The organism is Muribaculum sp. An289, from assembly GCF_002159555.1.
GTDB lineage: Bacteria > Bacteroidota > Bacteroidia > Bacteroidales > UBA932 > Merdivivens > Merdivivens faecigallinarum.
The window spans coordinates 15,810-33,677 of record NZ_NFIV01000011.1 but is presented as its reverse complement, the minus strand read 5'-3'; the positions used below and the strand labels follow the sequence as shown (position 1 = coordinate 33,677).

Sequence of the window (17,868 nt, the reverse complement as noted above, 5' to 3'; positions counted from 1 at the left end):
ATGGCATCATTCGTAATAGAAGGCGGCAACAGGCTGCACGGGACGATAAAGCCCCAGGGAGCGAAAAACGAGGCATTGCAGGTAATCTGCGCAACGCTGCTGACAAGCGAAGAAGTCATAATCAACAATATCCCGGACATCCTCGACATCAACAACCTCATCTCGCTCCTTTGCGGAATGGGAGTCAAGGTAACGAGACTGGGAAAGGAAAGCTACAGTTTCGAAGCCGGGAATATAGATTTTTCATACATCGAGAGCAAGGAATTTGCAAAAAAATGTTCGGCCCTGAGAGGCTCCGTCATGATAGTCGGCCCCCTGCTCGCCCGCTTCGGAAAGGCATATTTCGCAAAACCGGGAGGGGACAAGATAGGCAGACGGAGACTCGACACCCATTTTTCAGGCATGTGCAGCCTCGGAGCGGACTACAGATACGATGAAAATACTGGGACTTTCTGTTTCGAGACAGGAGGCCTGAAAGGATGTTACATGCTTCTGGACGAGGCCTCTGTCACGGGCACGGCCAATATAGTCATGGCCGCCGTCCTTGCAAAGGGGACTACGACGATTTACAACGCCGCGTGCGAGCCTTATGTCCAGCAACTCTGCAAAATGCTTGTCGGCATGGGAGCGAAAATAGAGGGCATAGGCTCCAACCTGTTGAAGATAACGGGTGTCGAAGCCCTGCACGGGACCGAGCACACAATGCTTCCGGACATGATAGAGGTGGGCAGCTTCATCGGGATGGCAGCAATGAACGGAGACGGGGTTACAATCGAGAACGTGTCATACATGAATCTCGGCATCATCCCCGACAGTTTCAGAAGGCTCGGGATAACCATAGAGCAGAGGGGAGACGACATATATATCCCGAAACATGACAGCTACCGTATAGAGACATTCCTCGACGGCTCCATAATGACCATTTCGGACGCCCCGTGGCCGGGACTCACGCCGGATTTGCTCAGTGTCATGCTGGTGGTGGCCACCCAGGCACAGGGAAGCGTGCTGATACATCAGAAAATGTTCGAGAGCAGGCTCTACTTCGTGGACAACCTCATCGACATGGGCGCCCAGATTATCCTCTGCGACCCGCACAGGGCCGTAATCATAGGCCATGACCACAGGATACGCCTCAGGGCAAGAAAGATGTCCTCGCCGGACATACGTGCGGGAATAGCCCTGCTCATAGCCGCGATGGGGGCCGAGGGCACAAGCACCATAGGCAACATCGAGCAGATTGACAGGGGCTACCAGGACATAGACAAACGGCTCAACTCCTTAGGGGCGAACATCATCAGAATAGGATAAAAGATAGCCTTCATATTCTTCGGCATTCCCTTTCGACACATCATCCTTGTCGAGCATGTGCGAAAGGAGATAGTCGCGTGTGGCGGAACCTTTGATCATCCTGTTCATTTCGTCTACCGCCCTGTTGCGGTTTTCGATTATCTCCTCCGGCGAAAGGTTCATATAGAACATCCTCCGTTTGAACCATGCATTTTTATATGCAGGATAATTTTCATACAAACGTGTCAGCTCCCTGTCGATAGCGGAGACATCGGAAAGTTTTCCCGACACGACCTCTTCCACAATATTCCTTACCGCATCTTCTGGAACAGGCAGGCCTGACAGGTCCAGCCATTTGTCATAGTCGCGCGACTCACCGGATATGGATTCCCTCGAAACCGCATCATGGCTGCGCGAATACAGGAATGCATCGCCCAGGGCTATGGCAATCGCTGTCGAATAATATTTTATACCATTTACGACGGCATCATAGGTCATATAGAGGCCGTCTATCACGAAATCGCCCTTGTCCATGACGTCTATGCGTATGCCGTCCACCTGCGGCATATCCGCAAGGGCCCTTTCAAGAACCGCCTTCGCATTAATCATGGCATCGCACAACGAAGGGAGGTACAAATCATAAACGACCTTGTCGTAGCCCTTCCTTCCGGGCCTGCGGTCCCTCTTCGGCCATTTGGAAACGTCCCTGAACAGGCCTACTCCGGAAAGTACGGCCCCGGGCATACAATAAGTGCAGCCCCTCCTTTCAAGAAGGTAGGAAAACGGGAAGCGGGAAGAGTCCCTGTGCCTGTGATGGCGCCCGATAATCAACGAATATTCACCGACATGGGCCGGAAGCATCAGGTAGGAATCCGAAGCCATCTTGCAACCCCGTTCCAATATTCCGTAATGCCGCGGGCCGAGCTGGTAGAGATGGTTGCTGTGGTTGGCGCCGCTGCCCGCATTGAAAAACGAATACATGCCGCCAATGAGCAGTATCGACTTGTGATGGGCGACCGTATGCGGGCCGGCGAAGGCAGCGCAAATCTCTCCGTTCTCGAAATGGCAGTTGCTGAAAATCAGCGAGTCCTTGGCGCAATAATGCGAATCTATGATTGCCGCCTCGCCTACAAACGACGACATAACCTTGGAACCGCCTTTCACCTTGCTCAGCTTAGAAAGGATGAAATGCTCCATTATGACTCCGTACCCTATCGTACATCCGCTCTCAATCATGCCGTTCCTCAATTTGGCGGCACCGTCCACGGTTACGTTGTCGGCGATATCCACACTGTCGACGGTCATGGCGGAAGCCAGCAGGGTATCGTCCCCTATCCTTCCCCTGTCCGATTTTACCGAAGCAGTAATGGAAGAAACCATCGAATCGAGGGCATTCTGGAATGCAGCGTTCCTCTCGAAAACGGCCAGCCACGCATAGGAAGAAGACATTCCCGGAAAAATCCTCACGGTCTTCCCTCCCGTCTCATCCAGCACGGACACCTCGGTACCGCAGCCGAACACGCTTCCTTCGCGGGTATAGATATTGCCGCAATCGAAGATTATTACCCTGTCCCCTATGTCGTAGCGCGAAATATAGCCGCTCACGTTGTAAATCAGCACATCGTCCCCTACCGTAACATCGTTCAGCGCCGCATTGTATATGCCGGAATGGACGGTAAAGCCTCCCGGGAGCTCATGCTGCGACTTGAAATTGCCCAGATAGACCGTTCCCGAGAAACGGCAGTTTCTGACATAGGCCGGATCGAAGCCTTCCTTTACGTAAAGTCCGTCCCAATCCGTGCAAAAGTTCCCTCCCTGCTGAAGGGAAGCCTTCTCCTCTTCCGAAAGTTTCCTGTACGACATGCTATCCTAAATTAATTTCATGATTATTCAAGAAAAACGACTATATTTGTTTGTTGCAAAATTAGAAATTAAAATCAAAAAACAATATTAAAATAAAAAAACAGTACCATGTTTGAAAAAGAAGTATACAAAGCCCGCCGCGAAGCGCTGAAGAAAAAGATCAGCGGAGGCATAGCCGTCTTCCCTGGAAATTCCGAAGCCCCCGAAAACTATCTGTCCAACCAGTACAGATTCCGTCAGGACAGCTCGTTCCTGTATTTTTTCGGAATAGACGAACCTGATTTTGCTGCCGTAATAGACTTCGACTCGGGAGAAGAAATGATTTTCGGGAACGATGTCAGCATAGACGATATCATCTGGATGGGGCCGCAGCCTACAGTGGCTTCGAAGGCGGAGCGCATCGGTATCAACGAAAGCCGGCCTTTCGCCGACCTGTTCAAAGTCGTAGGGGAAGCCGTTGCCAAAGGGCGCAAGGTACACTTCCTCCCGCCATACAGGTATTACAACATGCTTCTGCTGTCGGAACTGATAGGAGTTCCATGCTCCAGAAACGGGAACGACACGCGGAAGATGCTCGCCGGACTGTCCTCCGTTGAACTGACAAAGGCCGTCATATCCCTGAGACTCATCAAGGAAGCCTGCGAAATAGAAGAAATCGACAAGGCCTGCGACATAGGTTACGAGATGCATTATGCGGCTATGAAGAACGCAAGGCTCGGTATGAAGGAACAGGAACTCGTAGGGCTGATGGAAGGCATAACGGTATCCAAGGGCTGGGGCCCTTCTTTCGCCATCATACTGTCACAGAACGGCGAAACCCTGCACAACCACACCCACCACCAATACCTTACCGAAGGCCGTCTTTTCGTAATCGATGCAGGGGCGGAAAGCAATACGCACTACGCATCCGATTTCACAAGGACACTTCCGGCATCGGGAAAATTCACCGAAAAACAGAAGGAAATCTATACGATAGTCTCCAATGCGAACAATCTCGCCATTGAAATGGCACGCCCGGGGATAACCTATAAAGACGTCCACCTCGCCACCGCAAGGCTCATGCTCGAAGGACTCTCGTCCGTCGGAATCGTGAAGGGAGACCTTGACGAAATGGTCGAGAAAGGGGTCATGGGGCTGTTCCAACCGCACGGGCTCGGGCACAACATGGGACTCGATGTCCATGACATGGAAGACCTCGGGGAAGACCTTGTCGGCTACGATGATGACCAGAAACGCTCGCCTCAGCTCGGACTCGGCTCGCTCAGGATGGCAAGAAGGCTGAAACCGGGACATGTGATAACGGACGAACCGGGAATATATTTCATCCCGGCCCTGATTGAAAACTGGAAAGCCGCCGGGACGAACGCCGGATTCATAAACTTCAGCCTCCTTGAAAAGGAATATTACGGCTTCGGAGGAATCAGAATCGAAGACGACCTGCTCATTACCGAAAACGGATGCAGGACCCTCGGAAGCAAAAGGCTTCCTCACACCGTCGAAGACGTCGAACGGGAAATGTCCGGAAAATAATCCGCAGGATGATAATCGCAAGCATAATAGCGGTAATATTCGGAGTGGCCGGGATTGCTGGATGCATACTCCCTGCCATTCCCGGCCCTCCGTTAAGCTGGCTCGGACTGCTGCTCCTCTATTTCTGGGGCGGTACGAACGGCAAAGGGGATGAAATGTCCCTGACACTGCTGCTTGTCATGCTTGCACTTACACTTGCCGTGACCGTTCTCGATTACATCATTCCGGCAAAACTGACAAAAGCCACAGGAGGCTCGGATGCAGCCGCCCGCGGCGCCATGGCCGGACTGCTGATAGGGATAATCTTCACTCCGATAGGAATGCTTCTCGGAACATTCCTCGGAGCCCTCGTCGCAGAAGCGCATTATACCGAAAAGCCGCTTTCACGATGCGTGTCAGCGGCTTTTGGTACATTTTTGGGGACTATGGTCGGAACCGGACTGAAACTCATGGTTTCAATTGCGATTCTCGTCTATATAATCATCTACCTATAATCCCATTACCTCAAAAATCCTTCACGCAGCGCGTACCGGCAGGGACAGTACGGCCGAAAGGAAATGATATTATATGTGAAAAATTTTCATCACAGCAGTTTTTCTATTATATATTCTGAAATAAAAAGTTTGTCGTCGGGAATCCGGTAAAATCCGTCCGGAAGTCCGACAAGCAGTCCGTCATTCACGAGAGGGGCCGCCTTGCTTTTTTCAAGCCTCGCCCCGGAAACGCATCTCAGCCCGAGCATTATCCTCTCCTCCTCCTCTTCTTCCGGAGTAAGCAGTTCATAGCCGCCGAGGCTGTTGCCGGCGACATACGAGGCCAAATCGGGGCTGTTCCAGGAGCGCATCCTGCGGCCGTCGGGGGTTATGGAAAGCGAATGCGCCGAAGGCCCGAGCCCCAGGTAAGGTACACCTTTCCAATAAGAAGAATTGTGCCTCGAATACTTCCCCGGCCTGGCAAAATTGGAAACCTCGTACTGCACGTATCCGGCTTCCGCAAGGGCTTTCTGCAACATGGAATACTGGCCGGCCGCCGCATCATCATCCATTCCGGCATATTTCCCTTCACGGTACAGCCCCGTCAGCGTACTGCCGGGTTCAAGCGACATGCAATAGGCCGACACATGCTCGGGACCCCCTCCGGGAAGTGCGGCCGTCTTCGCAAGGGTATCCATCCAAATATCATCATCCAGCCCGGCAAAACCGAAAATCAAGTCCACGCTTATATTGTCAAACCCGGCATCCCTCAACAAAGAATAAGCCCGGACAGCCTCTCTCGAATCGTGCCGGCGGTTCATCCATTTCAGAATCCCGTCATCGAAAGACTGCACTCCCATACTGACACGGTTGAAGCCCAGGCCTTTCAGTCCGTCCAGCCAATCACGGGGATTCGAGCAGACATCATCCGGATTGACCTCTATCGTAGTCTCCACAAGCCCCGACAGGTCGAAATTGTCCGCAAGGCAGACCATCATCCTTCCGAGCATTTCCAACGTGAGAAGTGAAGGGGTCCCTCCGCCGAAATACAAAGTGTCGATTCCGCCCGAAGAAGCCGCCCATGATGAGCGCAGGGCACATTCTTCCGAAAACGATTTAAAAAAAGATTCGGAACCCTTGCGGGAGAAGAGTTCCGAATAAAAGTCACAATAAATGCAAAAACTCCGGCAGAATGGTATATGGACATATATGCCTGCCATAATCCGTCATGCTATTTCAGAAGCATGTCCGCCGAGCCGAGAAGGGCCTCATCGGTATAGACCTCCACCGTATACACTCCTTTGCGGTACTCTGTCTCTCCGCTGAAATAAATTATAATGTCAAGTTCCTCGCCGTTGTAATCCACCTCGCGGGACGACGAATAGTAAAGAGGCGTACCGTTGAAGTCGAACTGCTGGTCCACATTTTCCACCAACAGCACCCCGTCAGGATCCTTCACCCTGACATAAACACGCCTCCAGCCTTTTTCGGCAATCTCGTTCTCGACAAGGCTCAATGAAGTGCGGAGTTTTACGACACGGCTGCTCCTGTTAGTGACCGAACCGGATTTGTTAAGGCCTTCCAGAACTATTCCGCGGCCTTTGACAACCTGCCCCTGCTCCACTTTGGAAGTAAGGTCTTCAGTAACCTTGACAACCTCCTCATACTTCCGCTGGCTCTCGGCCGCCTCTTCGCGGGCCTTCGCCGCATCGGCCCTGAGCTCGATATTGAGGGTGTTGAGCGAGTCTATCTGATATATGTAATGCTTCATGATGGAACGCAAGGTCCCGAGTTCCTTCTCGTACTGCCTCATTTTCGCACGGTTGGTAGCATCGGTCTCCTGAATACGCACAATCAGCTGCTCGACTTTTTCGCGCTCCACGTCCAACTGGACGTTCAGGGTATCGTAATCAGATGTAAGGTTGGCATAATCGTTTTGCAGCTGAATCATCTCCGCCGTCAGCTGGTCCTTTTCGAGCTTGAGGTCGTTCACAAGCCCGTTGCGCTCTATCCATACGTAAGCGAGGACACCGGCGAGTATCACCGCCACGACGATAAGAGCATACATGATTTTCTTCAAATTGTTGTTCTCCATAACCCATAATTTACGTTCTGACAACAAAAGTAGAAAAAATTTATAACTTTGCACGCTATTGCAAACCGTTTTAAATTTTATTGTATGAGATATTTTTTAAGAGCGCTGAAATACTTCGTATACATTATTGTCCTCGCCGCGATTCTGATAGTATTGCTGGTATTGCTGCAAGGAGGCTCGTTCGACATAGACACCCTGTTCATACAGGGCAAGCGTTCCATCTACATGATGTTGGGAATCTTCGCCGTCCTTTCTGCCATATATCCCGCCATAGGCTACCAGAAAAGGAGCATCAGCTTCGACTGCGGATGGGATGAACTTAAACCGGACCTGATTTCGGTAATGAAAGAAAGGAGGTTCAAAGTCGAAAACGACATGGGGAACATGATTACCTTCATATCTGACGGAGGGGCGGCAAGATTCCTGCGGATGTACGAAGACAGGATTACCGTCGAAGTCACGGGAGGCGTAATGCTGCTCGAAGGACACCGGAGAAACCTTATAAGGGTCATCTACGACATAGACACGCTCCTGAAAAACAAGAAGGAAGAAAAAGATTCCGCCAGCCTTTCAGAGTAATTTTTCCGCCTCGCAAAGAGCCTGATAAAAATCCTTTCCGAAGACCTCCTCCAAAGGTTCCCGGAGGAATTGGTATACCTTTACCCCTTCCCGACGGCCCTTTTCAAACGCATCGGCGCATATATGCCAGCGGTGCAGGTTCAGAGCCTTCATGCCATTCGAAAGGACAGTGACCCTGATGGGGTAAAGCCAGCAGGACACGGGCTTGCGGAAAGCGCATTTCCCTTCGCACCAGCGGCGTTCCGGAGAACAGAAGCAGGTGCCGTCAGGGGCGAAATGGGTAAAAACGCATTCCTCCGAATCCCCGATGAGCGGAGTCACCATGTCCCCGTCCTCATCGATTGTGAAAAAACCTGTTTTCCCGACAATCTCACGCCCCTCAGGCTGCATAAGATCCGAATAATCGCCGTAATGTTTTTCAAGGGCCTCCGCTTCCGAAGCCTCCAGCGGCGCCCCGCTGTCCCCTATTATGCAACAGGCCCCGCGGCACTTATCGTAATCGCATGAAAAATATTCCTCGATTATTTCAGACGAAACCAGCACGTCGTCTATGCAAATTATCCTATGGTCATCCATCTCATTCACAGTCTTTTAAAGGAATTTCAGAAAACACTTCCACACACCCTCCCGCGAGCGATTTCCTGATGAAATCAGCGACATCTTCGGGAGCGATTCCGGATATTCTTTCCTCGTAACCGGAAAACACATTCTTATTGAAAACATACCTTTCCCTTATGAGTCCAGCCCAGGAGCCTGGCTCCGAATAATGCGAACGGACCTCGTTCAGGACAATCCGTTTCGCCCTCTCGAATGACGAGTCCGAAAAACAGGAAGCCTTTTTCATGGCCGTGGCCATATCGAAAGCCACCTCGGACACATTCACGTCATCAGGCAGGACGACCGAGAACGACAGGTAACAGCATCTGTCCGGAGGCAATCCGAACCTCAGTCCGGAACGGGAAGAAGTGCCGTATGCCGCAAGGGACCCGTCCATCGCCGTTTTCATAATAAGGGCAGCTATCCGGGCGGTATAAAAATCCCGGGAGTCGTACTCGCAAGGAACGGCGTAAACCGCATCGTACCTCAAAATGCCATTCCCGCCGCCTTCGGCATCCGCCCCATGACCGCCGAAAGACAGTTTTGACGTAACCTGCCCCGTCAGGACATTCAGATTATCCCTATAATTCCTGTTGCGGACGGCCTTTTTCTTCTCGAACCAACCGGCATTTTCACGGCAAACATCCTTGAATCCCTCAACGGACAACGGCGAAACGAAAGCGAAGACCGCATTGCCGGTCCGGTCCAGTTTTTCCGATATGAAATCCCGTATGGAGGCATAATCGAGACTATCCAGGGCCGAAAGCCTTTTCCTGGATGAAAACTCGGAGAACGGGTGCAGAAGGAAGTCCATGGTATCGGCGATTTCCCTGCATTCGGAACCGTCACCGTACTGCAAAAGCATGCGCTCCCGGGCCACATAATCCGCAAAGGCCGCGGAATCGGCAGTGCGCTCGTTGATAAAAGCGTTCAGTCCCCTCCACAACACGTCCAGCGATGTTACGGGGCATTTTCCCGAAACAGTCAGATGATTCAGTGCGAAATCGCATTCGAGAGTGATTCCATAGCATTCGAGCAACCTTTCGAACCGCCTGTAATCCATTCCGGAGACCGAATCGAGTTTCATAATGTCGGAATAAAAGGCTCCGGCTCCCGGAGAGATGCCTGTATCTTCGGAATACCCTCCTTTGTAAAATATTGAGAAGGACACGGCTTCCGCTTCCGGGTCTTCCTTATAATAGACTTTCAGCCCGTTTGAAAACGGAAGGACGGATGCTCCGGTCAGATGCTCGGTGCGGACAAGCCTTGCGGATATCCTTTGCGGGACAGCAGGCAAAAGGGCCGTATCCGCCGTAAAGGGATCATTCATGACCGCCGGGGCTTCCGGAAGGGAGTCCCTCCGGGCGCAACCGCTCTTGAAAATTGCCGATGCGTAACGGTTAAGGTAGTCCAGACCGAGGGTGTCGGACAAAGGTCTCGCAAGAAGATAGTCCCTCTCCTGAACGGAAGAAGCCAGGGACGTACCGTATATGAAGTTGCTCACGGCCCTGTCGGCCAGCTCTTTCCGGAGATTCCGGGCGCTAACGCCGAGAGTACCGCCGGAAAACGCCCGGTCGGCCATACGGTATTCTTCCATCGAAAAGCCCTCCGATTCCACGGTCTCCATCACTGCCTTCAGCATATCCTTAACAATGCACGTATCGGAAGAAGCCAGTCCGAGCCCGATGCCGAGCACGGAACCAGGGCCGCTTTCCCGGACGGATACACTGTGCCACAACAGATTCAGCCCGTAGGATTCGGCCGCGAGGGACAATCTCCGGTCGATGGCCTCCGAGATGTACAGGTTCATACGTCCGCTAATCGGGACAATCACGGTATTCCTGAGTTTTTCCGGCAACGGCCTGAGCGGATACGATACCGTCACGACCGAAAAATTCCCGGAATCTTCAATCCGCACGGTACCGGACATCTCCGGCCGCCCTGCCCCACGGCCTGTACTGCCACCAGTTTTCCTACTGCCGTCCGTTTTCCGTAAAGGCTCGTGCATGGCCAGCAGGGAGACATGTTCTTCCACCCTGTCGGGGTCCACGTCGCCCGAAACTATCAGGGCCTGCCGCGAAAGAGGAAGGTCCTCATCACGCGAAGCGATATTTACAAGCATCAGTATCACCGAATCCGCTTCGGCCATCCCTGTTACGGGCATGTCGGTTATCCTGTAAATGCAGGCATCCCTGTCTTCCGTAAAGAACGACGAAGTCCCGACCGGGGCCCCGGCACGGGCAAGGAAAGCCGGGCCGAGGTTTCCCGGAAACGAATAAAGCCCGGTGGCAAAGACACTTCCATGCCGCCCGCCCGGATTGACTGAAGGGACGAACGGTTTCTGAACCAGGATGAAGTCGGCCATGCCCGCATCCGAATTGTCCGTGATTATATAATAGGTAAGCCCGTTGCCGAGCACGCCCTTTCTGAGATTGGGAGCATCGGGCAGCGTTTCCGGCCCTCCCGAATGCCTTTGCGCTCCTGCCGCAGGAGCAACCGCGACTGAAAGGGCCAGCGAGGATATAATGCTGATTATTAAAAGTATTATTCTTGCCATCTCTTACGTTCAAATTGGACGGCAAATATACTGTTTTTTGTCTTTACGGGAAAGGAGGACACGGCCGAAACTCCTCCGAGACAAATTTTTCGGGATTTTTCAAAATATTTTTTGCGCATTTATATTTTTTCACGAAATTTGCAGGATTGCATTTTGCATTTCGTTCATATTAATCATTAACTTAGAAAATTGACAGTAAAATTATTGAAGATGAAGAAAATCATTATCCTTGCCTTTGCGGCACTGTTTTCCGCCGGCATAGCTTCGGCGCAGACAATGGAAGAAGCAATCGACCTTTACAACACAGGAACCACAATGCTCGGTACCGGTGACAACAAAGGCGCATTGAATTATTTCGAACAGGCTCTCACTATGGGAGAGACCATAGGGCCGGAAGCAACGGAGCTTATAAGCAATTGCAAGGACATCATTCCAAAGCTGCACCTCCAGATAGCAAAGGATTATGTAGAAGCACAGAATACCGACATGGCCGTGGCTGAAATCGAAAAGACCATCGCCCTTGCAGGCCAGTACGGCGAGACCGAAACCATACAGGAAGCGAACGAACTCCTTCCACAGATACTGTTGCAGAACGCCGGCAGACTGCTTAATTCAAAACAGTATACCGAAGCGGCAGAAGCTTATAAGGCCGTAATAGAAGTACAGCCTGACAATGCCACGGCATGGCTGAGGATGGGATTGGCATACAGGGGAGCCAACAATAACGAAGCTGCCGTAGATGCCCTCCTTAAAGCCGGAGAGCTTGGCCAGACCAAAGAAGCGAACAAGCAGCTGTCCACCCTCTACCTTCTCGAAGCTGTAAAACACCAGAAAGCGAAAAACTGGGCCGGAGTAATCGAAAACGCCGAACTTTCAGCATCTTACGAAGACAATTACAATGCACAGCAGCTCATCGGAGTAGCGGCACTGCAACTCGGACAGTATGAAAAAGCCATTTCCGGTTTTGAAAATTATCTGGCATTGCAGCCTAACGCAAAGAACAAGAACCAGATGTACTATTATATCGCCACGGCGTACAACAGCATGGGCAACAAAGACATGGCATGCACTTACTTCAAGATGATCATGGATGACCCTCAGCTTGGCGAATATGCTACGCACATGGTGAAAAACGAGCTCAAGTGCGCATAGGGGATTTTTGAGATGCAAGTGGAACTCGAACTCCTTGCACCTGCAAGAAACAAGGAAATCGGCATCGCGGCCATAGACTGCGGTGCCGATGCCGTTTACATGGCCGGGCCGGCCTTCGGGGCCAGGGCGAATGCAGGCAACGGGGTCGAGGACATCGAGGCTGCATGCAGACATGCGCATAAATTCGGGGCAAGGGTATACGTCACCGTAAACACCATACTTTACGACAATGAATTGCAGGAGGCATTCTCCCTTATGGAACAATGCAGGGAGGCCGGGTGCGATGCCTTCATCATACAGGACATGGCAATCCCGGCACATTTTTCCGGAAGGAAGGATTTTCCCCCGCTTTTCGCCTCGACACAATGCGCGATAAGGACTCCGGAGCAGGCCAGATGGCTGGAAAGCATGGGCCTGCGCCGTCTCATACTTGAAAGGGAGCTGAGCCTTGAGGAAATCAGGGCCATACGCAAGGCCGTATCCGCCGACCTGGAGTTTTTCGTACACGGAGCGCTCTGCGTATGTTACAGCGGCAACTGCTACCTTTCCGAACACCTTGCCGGCAGGAGCGCAAACAGGGGCGAATGCATCCAGGCCTGCCGCTCAAGGTACGACCTGACAGACAGCACGGGCAGAATCATAGTAAAGGACAAGGCCCTGCTGTCACTGAAAGACCTGTCGCTGATAGACAGGCTGGAAGACCTCGCCGATGCAGGAATCACATCCTTCAAGATAGAAGGCCGCCTGAAAAACATATCCTACGTCAGGAATACTGTCAAAGCCTACAGCGAAGCCCTCGACAGGATGATATCATCACACGAAGGGTTCCGCAGGCAGTCTTTCGGAAAGGTCTCCGGAGGCTTCATCCCCGATCTGGACAAGACGTTCAACCGGGGCTACACCGAACTCGCATTGGACTGGGGCAGGGGGAACAAGGGAACGGACCGCAACTGGAATTCCATGGACAACGCTACCGCAATCGGAGAAAGAATCGGAAAAGCGGAAAGTGTCGCGAGGAAGGGAGATTCCATGCAGGTACGCATCGCCGGCAAAACGCCTCTGCATAACGGGGACGGGCTTTGCTTCATCGGAACATCCGGAGTTACCGGTTTCAGGGCTGATGTCTGCCAGGGCAACCTCGTAACCGCAAAATACACGGAAGGACTTCGCAAGGGGACCGAGATATACAGGAACTACGACACCGTTTTCGAGAAAGAGATTGAAAACAATTGTCCTCCAAGGCTTTTGAAAGTAAAAACGTCGATAAGGATAACCGGAGGCCCCTGCGGAGGCACGGAAGAAAACGGAAAATACGGAATCACCGCCACGGCTCTGTGCGAGAACGGCCAAACGGCGACAACAGTACTGGAAGGGGAATACGGGAAAGCCGCTAACCGCAGCCTCATGGAAGAAAATTTCCGCAAGCAAATCCGCAAGACTTCGGGGATTTACAGTTTCAGCCTCGAAAATCTGGCATGCGCCGGCGATATGCCGTTCGTACCGGCATCATCGATAAACTCCATCAGAAGGGCCCTTGCCGAAAAACTTTCCCTTGAAACATCCCGGACACCGGAAGACCAGGGCCGGGGAATATCCACACAGGCGCCCGCATATCCGGAGAGCACCCCGGAATACGCGGCCGGCATGGAATACAAGGCCAATTGCTCCAATGCCGTGGCCGCCGGCATATACGGAAAGGCATGGGGGCACAGGCCCGAACCGGCTTACGAAATCACCCACAGGGACGGAGCGGAACTAATGAGAACCCGGTATTGCATAAAAAGGGAACTCGGAATATGCCCAAAACACGGAGGAAAACTCCCGTCAGATATCACAGGAGACCTCTTTCTTACAAACAACGGGCGCAGACTCCGCCTGAGCTTCGACTGCACCCGCTGTGAAATGATTGTGACTTCCTGAACCGGGGACTCCCCCGGAAAAGGACTTAGAACAGCTTATTACATCTCAGGAACAAACATAGGATCCCAAGGCGGCAGTTTTATTGGCTGCTGCTTCATCATCTCCATGACATCCTCCGGCACGAACTGCTTCTCGACCACTACTCTGAACATGTATTCGTCGAACCACTCGTCGGTCATGATGAGCTTGCCCTGATAACCGGCTGCCGGGCCCCAGCTGTTTTCCACCATCCATTTTACCGGATTGCCGTTTTCATCTATGTCTACGGCGATGAGTGTCATGGCATGCGTACTTCCCGAATCGTATGTGCGTATCCTCTCGGCCTTGTCCATCCCGAAATCGGTCCCGAGAAGGGAAGAATAATCATAGTTGTCGAGATTGAGTGTTCCGCGGCGGGAATCGAGGAATTTTCCGACATCGCAGGAGAAATACATCGCGCATCCGCCTTTGATGGAAGCTATGGCCATTTCCTTTATCTTCTCTATCGGCAGATTGACAAACAGCCAGTTATGTCCGTCATAGACATGGCGGTCGTACTCTATCTCATACACCTTTCCATATTCGCGGGAAGGGTCGTTCATCACCATGATATAATTGTCCTCAAGGTCTTCCCCGATATATTCGTCATAGAACGACTTAGGTGTATACTCTTTGGTACTCAATAGATTGCCATTTCTATCCCACATGGACCACTCGAATGAAACAGGAGGTTCCCCGAGAAAATACACGAGCATGCGGTATATTTCCGAAAGCATTTCTTCCTTGCGGTTACCCAAAGCCTTCTCCTTCATTCCGGCATTTTCACGGATTTCCAAGGCATACTCACGGAGCTTGCGCTTGATGAGGCCTGCCATCTGCGAAGTATTGTTGGCGGAATACGTCTCCGGCATCACTTCTGCCGGCACCATGCCGTATTTCATAATCAGGTTGCTTACTCCCGTAAACTGACCTCCGTCGCTGAGCGGGTTTCTGAGCAGCCAGTCGACTGTCCTGTCATCCCAAGGAAGGTTGCGGGTATCTATTATCGCCTGAAGGAAAAGGTTTGATTTTTCCAACTGGTCATAAAAAAACAGATAGTTCTGCGACAGGTAGAAATCCCCGAGGTCGTATTTTTCTATCATTTTGGCCCTCAGTACGTTCAGACCGGTAAAGAGCCAGCATCTGCCGGAACTTTTCTGGTCGGTGATTCCTTCTGTCTTGACAACATCCGAAAAATGGGTGTCCATCATTGCCAGATTCTCGGCATTTACAGCCACGGCCGACAGCGGATTGGAAGCAAGCGCGTTCCTGACAGCCTTCTGCTCAGGGGTTCCTGAATAACCTTCGCTTATGCGTGAAAGCATTTCGGGAGTAATCCCGCCATTCCCGTTCTGCGCATAAGCCATCCCGCCCGAAAATACGAGGGCGGACAAAACAAAAAACGAAAAGATTTTATTCATAACTCAAAAACTATTAAAATTTTATTCTGACATGCCTTGCAGCCGCATCGCTCCCGTCCCAGTCGGGAGGAGAACATAGCGGGACACCGCCTTCCAGACGGAAGGCCAGATAATTGATCGGCACTCCCAGCCTGAGATAATGCGACTCGTAAAATGTTTTTATCGAAAGTTCGCCGTCCGGCTCTCCATGGGAATACAGGTCCCCGATATCTGCAACCACCGGAAGCCCGTTATGCGCAACGAGGGCCTTCGTATACGAATACAGGTATTCGCTGTCCGTCTTCAAGTGGACGATGCCTCCGGGAGGCATGATTTTCCTGTAACGTTCGAGAAACAGCGGGGAAGTCAGTCTTCTGCGCTCCTTGTTAATCTGCGGGTCGGCAAAAGTTATCCATATCTCCGATATCTCTCCCTGAGCGAAAACCGAGTCTATGAACTCTATGCGCGTGCGGACGAATCCCGCATTTGGCAAAGAATGCTCCGTAACGTACTTGGCCCCTTTCCAAAGGCGGGCGCCCTTTATGTCCATCCCGATATAATTCACCTGAGGATTCTTCAGTGCAAGTCCGACGGTATATTCGCCTTTTCCGCAACCGAGTTCCATAACTATAGGATTGGAATTGTGGAAAAACTCCTCCCCCCACCTGCCTTTCAAATGATAATCACGGCCGAGGACCTCTTCCGTAGCCGGCTGCACCAGGCATGGGAAAGTCTCGTTTTCCCTGAATTTTCTCAATTTGTCCTTTCCGCTCATCTCTCCTCCTCCCGTTCTTTCAGACACAGGCCCAGCCCCGCCATGTAAGCGTCCGGCCTGTCCACTGTGACCGTCATCTTCCATTCCCCCGGCTCGTCTACGGAAACCCCTTCCCTGTACGGAATGGAGATATCCCGTATGCCGGAATAGGCATTGCGCACATCTCCGGGGACAAAAACGAAATGTTCACGGTAATCCTTTTCCGACGGGGAAACGAGCAGAATATCCATCGATACCGCCGGCGAATTGTAAAAATCCATATTCTTTCCCTCCAGCCGCGTGTAGAAAGACACATCGTAGACGGACGGAAAACCTTTCATGCCGAAAGAAAACACATAAGTGGAATCGTCCGCCCCGTCAGTGAGGTCGAAAAAATAACTCTCTTTCCCGGTATTGCAGGAGACCGGAAAAACCGCTGCCGCACAGAACAGCACCGCGGCCAGCAATCTACCGCTGCTTAGGGTTATTGTCCTTGGCATCTTTCCTCGGTTTGCGTTTCTTCTTCCTCTTCCTTTTGGCCTCGTCGAAACGTGTGATGCTGTCATCGCCTACGGCAGTAATGAAACCTGTCTCCTCTTCCTTGGTCTCGGCATGGGAGAACAACGATTCCGGCTTGATACCCTTCCTGTTCATCTTTATATATTCCGCGACCTTGGAGGCAGGAACAGGGATGAGGTTTGCGAGAGACGAACTGTCGTAAGAGAACCACATCGTCTCTCCGAGGATATCCGTCTTTATCAGGAAAGCCTGTCCGTCCTCAAGTTCAAGAGGCTGGGTCACCCGCGGTATGCGTGTCAGGGCATCGGAATATACGGGAGCCTCGTAATTGAGGCAGCATTTGAGTTTTCCGCACTGTCCGGCTAGCTTCTGCGGATTCAGTGACAAATCCTGGCAACGGGCTGTCTGGGTGGTTATGGATTTGAAGTTGGAAATATAATTCGAACAGCACAATTCCCTTCCGCAAACACCTATCCCACCGATGAGCCCGGCTTCCTGACGGGCACCTATCTGCTTCATTTCTATCCTTATACGGAACTCTTCCGCAAAGACCTTGATTAGTTGCCTGAAATCCACGCGGGCATCCGCTATGTAGTAGAATATCGCTTTGGTACCGTCTCCCTGGAATTCGACATCCCCGATTTTCATATCCAACTGCAAATCGGCGGCAATCTGCCTTGCACGTATCATGACACCATGCTCCCTCGCTATGGCTTCCTGCCATTTTTCTATATCGAAAACCTTGGCACGCCGGTAAATCTTCTTAAACTCGTAAGTTTCGGGATTGATGCGCCGAGACACCATCTGTTTCACGATAATCGGGCCTTCCAGAGTTATTATACCGAGGTCATGGCCGTTTGCCGCCTCGACTATCACCAGGTCCCCCGTCTTCAAGGACTGGCCCGAAGCATTCCTGTATATCCCTTTACGGGTGTTTTTAAACCTTACTTCGAAAAACTCTTCGTTCTGCTCCTCGTGTATGCCCGAAAGCCAGTCGTACACTTCGAGCTTGCAACACCCGGGGCGGTAGGTGCACACCAGGCTGCCTTCCCTGTCCCTCTCTACCACGCACCCGCGCGAGCAATCATATCTTTTACTTTCGACTTCTCTGTTCTCCATAAAAA

Annotated in this window: 15 protein-coding genes; 6 read left to right on the top strand and 9 right to left on the bottom strand. The window is 51.8% G+C overall.

From position 1 onward, the window contains the following. Nucleotides 1–1,308 (top strand): UDP-N-acetylglucosamine 1-carboxyvinyltransferase, encoded by a 1,308-nt coding sequence (gene murA / locus B5F83_RS08755; protein ID WP_087279777.1) that lies wholly within the window; start codon nucleotides 1–3, stop codon nucleotides 1,306–1,308. Here murA and B5F83_RS08750 read toward each other — a convergent pair. Next, nucleotides 1,279–3,150 (bottom strand): DUF4954 family protein, encoded by a 1,872-nt coding sequence (locus B5F83_RS08750; protein WP_087279781.1) that lies wholly within the window; start codon nucleotides 3,148–3,150, stop codon nucleotides 1,279–1,281. The two genes, murA and B5F83_RS08750, sit on opposite strands and share 30 nt — an antisense overlap. Before the next feature lie 108 nt (nucleotides 3,151–3,258). Here B5F83_RS08750 and B5F83_RS08745 point away from each other — a divergent pair, with 108 nt between their 5' ends. Further along, nucleotides 3,259–4,680 carry an aminopeptidase P family protein gene (locus tag B5F83_RS08745; RefSeq protein ID WP_087279785.1) on the top strand — a complete coding sequence of 474 codons (1,422 nt, stop codon included), beginning with the start codon at nucleotides 3,259–3,261 and terminating at the stop codon, nucleotides 4,678–4,680. A gap of 8 nt (nucleotides 4,681–4,688) precedes the next feature. Continuing rightward, entirely contained in the window at nucleotides 4,689–5,174 is a 486-nt protein-coding gene (locus tag B5F83_RS08740) for a DUF456 domain-containing protein (protein ID WP_158094204.1), read from the top strand. Nucleotides 5,175–5,263: 89 nt separating this feature from the next. Here B5F83_RS08740 and hemW read toward each other — a convergent pair whose 3' ends face one another. Beyond that, the gene (hemW, locus tag B5F83_RS08735) at nucleotides 5,264–6,373 is read right to left on the bottom strand and encodes a radical SAM family heme chaperone HemW (protein WP_087279791.1); all 1,110 of its coding nucleotides are present in this window, start codon (nucleotides 6,371–6,373) and stop codon (nucleotides 5,264–5,266) included. 11 nt (nucleotides 6,374–6,384) lie between these two features. Further along, nucleotides 6,385–7,248, bottom strand: a complete 864-nt coding sequence (locus tag B5F83_RS08730; protein WP_087279794.1) for a hypothetical protein — start codon at nucleotides 7,246–7,248, stop codon at nucleotides 6,385–6,387. Nucleotides 7,249–7,332: 84 nt separating this feature from the next. On the opposite strand from B5F83_RS08730, the gene B5F83_RS08725 reads away from it, so the two are divergent. Then, on the top strand, nucleotides 7,333–7,827 hold the full coding sequence (locus B5F83_RS08725; RefSeq protein WP_087279797.1) for a hypothetical protein: 495 nt from the start codon (nucleotides 7,333–7,335) through the stop codon (nucleotides 7,825–7,827). On the opposite strand, the gene B5F83_RS08720 is transcribed toward B5F83_RS08725, so the two are convergent. Together B5F83_RS08720 and B5F83_RS08715 are read right to left on the bottom strand one after the other, a co-directional pair. Further along, entirely contained in the window at nucleotides 7,819–8,403 is a 585-nt protein-coding gene (locus B5F83_RS08720) for a DUF3109 family protein (RefSeq protein ID WP_239383850.1), read from the bottom strand. The two genes, B5F83_RS08725 and B5F83_RS08720, sit on opposite strands and share 9 nt — an antisense overlap. 1 nt (nucleotide 8,404) lies before the next feature. Next, nucleotides 8,405–10,981, bottom strand: a complete 2,577-nt coding sequence (locus tag B5F83_RS08715; RefSeq protein ID WP_087279801.1) for a hypothetical protein — start codon at nucleotides 10,979–10,981, stop codon at nucleotides 8,405–8,407. A 210-nt stretch (nucleotides 10,982–11,191) separates the two neighbouring features. Here B5F83_RS08715 and B5F83_RS08710 point away from each other — a divergent pair, with 210 nt between their 5' ends. After that, complete coding sequence (locus B5F83_RS08710; protein WP_087279804.1) at nucleotides 11,192–12,133, top strand: tetratricopeptide repeat protein; 942 nt, start codon at nucleotides 11,192–11,194, stop codon at nucleotides 12,131–12,133. Between the two features lie 18 nt (nucleotides 12,134–12,151). After that, complete coding sequence (locus B5F83_RS08705) at nucleotides 12,152–14,053, top strand: U32 family peptidase (RefSeq protein ID WP_158094203.1); 1,902 nt, start codon at nucleotides 12,152–12,154, stop codon at nucleotides 14,051–14,053. 38 nt (nucleotides 14,054–14,091) lie between these two features. Here the strand turns inward: B5F83_RS08705 and B5F83_RS08700 are convergent, their stop codons facing one another. Genes B5F83_RS08700 through ricT form a run of 4 tightly spaced genes read right to left on the bottom strand, consistent with a single transcriptional unit; the run spans nucleotide 14,092 to nucleotide 17,863 of the window. Further along, complete coding sequence (locus tag B5F83_RS08700) at nucleotides 14,092–15,492, bottom strand: C1 family peptidase (protein WP_087279809.1); 1,401 nt, start codon at nucleotides 15,490–15,492, stop codon at nucleotides 14,092–14,094. 13 nt (nucleotides 15,493–15,505) lie between these two features. Next, the gene (gene trmB / locus B5F83_RS08695) at nucleotides 15,506–16,273 is read right to left on the bottom strand and encodes a tRNA (guanosine(46)-N7)-methyltransferase TrmB (RefSeq protein ID WP_239383849.1); all 768 of its coding nucleotides are present in this window, start codon (nucleotides 16,271–16,273) and stop codon (nucleotides 15,506–15,508) included. After that, complete coding sequence (locus B5F83_RS08690) at nucleotides 16,243–16,725, bottom strand: hypothetical protein (RefSeq protein WP_143822513.1); 483 nt, start codon at nucleotides 16,723–16,725, stop codon at nucleotides 16,243–16,245. Before B5F83_RS08690 ends, trmB begins: the two co-directional genes overlap by 31 nt. Next, nucleotides 16,694–17,863, bottom strand: a complete 1,170-nt coding sequence (ricT, locus tag B5F83_RS08685; protein WP_087279819.1) for a regulatory iron-sulfur-containing complex subunit RicT — start codon at nucleotides 17,861–17,863, stop codon at nucleotides 16,694–16,696. The genes B5F83_RS08690 and ricT overlap by 32 nt, the downstream gene beginning before the upstream one ends. Nucleotides 17,864–17,868: the final 5 nt, after the last annotated feature.